The 2,243-nt window shown below is 57.0% G+C and carries 2 tRNA genes and 2 rRNA genes; all 4 read left to right on the plus strand.

Going from position 1 to position 2,243, the window contains the following annotated elements:
- Positions 1–1,397 (plus strand): 16S ribosomal RNA (locus FN369_RS07780); the annotation flags it as partial.
- A 197-nt stretch (positions 1,398–1,594) separates the two neighbouring features.
- Positions 1,595–1,667 (plus strand) — tRNA-Ala (locus FN369_RS07785).
- A gap of 32 nt (positions 1,668–1,699) precedes the next feature.
- Positions 1,700–1,773 (plus strand) — tRNA-Ile (locus FN369_RS07790).
- A gap of 180 nt (positions 1,774–1,953) precedes the next feature.
- A 23S ribosomal RNA gene (locus FN369_RS07795) occupies positions 1,954–2,243 on the plus strand; the annotation flags it as partial.

Here is a 2,243-nt window from a genome sequence, read left to right on the forward strand (position 1 = left end):
CTCGGAAGTGGGGAATAGCCCGGCGAAAGCCGGGGTAATTCCGCATGTGGTCTAGCTTAGCTAGATTAAAGCGGGGGACCCGAAAGGGCCTCGCGCTTCCGAATGAGCCCGCGTCCTATCAGCTTGTTGGTGGGGTAAAGGCCTACCAAGGCAATGACGGGTAGCTGGTCTGAGAGGATGGCCAGCCACACTGGGACTGAGACACGGCCCAGACACCTACGGGTGGCAGCAGTCGAGAATTTTTCACAATGGGCGAAAGCCTGATGGAGCGACGCCGCGTGGAGGAGGAAGGCCTTCGGGTTGTAAACTCCTGTCACCGCAGAACAAGGTTTTCCTGCCGAATAAGCAGGAGAACTCGATAGTATGCGGAGAGGAAGGGACGGCTAACTCTGTGCCAGCAGCCGCGGTAATACAGAGGTCCCGAGCGTTGCTCGGATTTACTGGGCGTAAAGGGTGTGTAGGAGGTTGGGAAAGTCGAATGTGAAATCCCTCTGCCTAACGGAGGAACTGCGTTCGAAACTACCTAGCTAGAGGTTCGGATGGGGAAGCGGAACTCTCGGTGTAGCAGTGAAATGCGTAGATATCGAGAGGAACACCGGTGGCGAAGGCGGCTTCCTGGACGAAACCTGACTCTGAAACACGAAAGCTAGGGGAGCAAACGGGATTAGATACCCCGGTAGTCCTAGCCCTAAACGGTGTGCGTTAGGTGTCGGCGGATTCGACCCCGCCGGTGCCGAAGCTAACGCATTAAACGCACCGCCTGAGGAGTACGGTCGCAAGGCTAAAACTCAAAGAAATTGACGGGGGCCCGCACAAGCGGTGGAGCATGTGGCTTAATTCGATGCAACGCGAAGAACCTTACCTGGCCTTGACATGTAGCGTTCAGTCCCGGAAACGGGATGGCCCGCAAGGGCGAGCTGCACAGGTGCTGCATGGCTGTCGTCAGCTCGTGTCGTGAGATGTTGGGTTAAGTCCCCCAACGAGCGCAACCCCTGTGTCTTGTTGCCGAAAGGCTCTCTAGACAGACTGCCCCCTTCAAGGGGGAGGAAGGTGGGGACGACGTCAAGTCAGGATGGCCCTTATGGCCAGGGCTGCACACGTGCTACAATGCTCGGCACAAAGGGACGCAAGACCGCGAGGTGTAGCAAATCCCCAAAACCGAGCCCAGTTCAGATTGAAGGCTGCAACTCGCCTTCATGAAGCCGGAATCGCTAGTAATGGCGCATCAGCTACGGCGCCGTGAATACGTTCCCGGGCCTTGTACACACCGCCCGTCACATCCTGAAAGCTGGCTGCACCCGAAGACGTTCTTTTGGGCGTCGAAGGTGTGACTAGTAATTGGGATGAAGTCGTAACAAGGTAGCCGTAGGGGAACCTGCGGCTGGATCACCTCCTTTCTAAGGAGTAGGTCCGGGTTGGAGAAGGACGCGAGTCCGTCGCCAACTCCCGGACTAGGTCGACTTCCCTTCCTGGGAAACCGGGAGGGGAAGCGGGATTTCGTGAGGAATCCCACGGGCGTCACGCACAATTCAATTCTGCTTCGTGAGAAGTCGTTAGCCGCTTGATGGGCGAGCAGGTATGCCCTTCGGAAGAAGGGGGCATAGCTCAGTTGGTAGAGCGACAGCTTTGCACGCTGTAGGTCAGGGGTTCGAATCCCCTTGCCTCCAGAGCGAAGCATCTCCCGTTCGCGGGAATCCAGGGGCCTGTAGCTCAGTTGGTTAGAGCATGCGCTTGATAAGCGCAGGGTCACTGGTTCGAGCCCAGTCAGGCCCAGGATAGATGGTAGCGGGATGGAGGTCGGCAGTCGGAGGTTTGCGCCAAGCCTCCATCCCATTGCCATTTAGGCGAAGCCGTTCTTTGAAAACTGCAGGCAACAGAAGAGAAGCCATTATAGCTTCTGCCGGTGTCTTGAAGAGGTCTGCGCGTAAGCGTGGATGCTCGTAAGACGGCGACTAAAAAGCTACAAAGGGCGCATGGTGGATGCCTTGGCGCTGAACGGCGATGAAGGACGTGGCTACCTACGATAAGCCTCGGGGAGCGGGAAGCACGCTGTGATCCGGGGATCTCCGAATGGGGTAACCCGACGCGAGTAATGTCGCGTCCCTTCCGGTTGAATTCATAGGCCGGAAGAGCAAACCCGCTGAAGTGAAACATCTCAGTAAGCGGAGGAAAAGAAAGCGAATGCGATTCCGTAAGTAGTGGCGAGCGAAAGCGGAACAGCCTAAACCGAACGGCTTGCCGTT

This window comes from Methylacidimicrobium cyclopophantes, assembly GCF_902143385.2.
In the GTDB taxonomy this organism is placed as follows: Bacteria; Verrucomicrobiota; Verrucomicrobiia; order Methylacidiphilales; family Methylacidiphilaceae; genus Methylacidimicrobium; species Methylacidimicrobium cyclopophantes.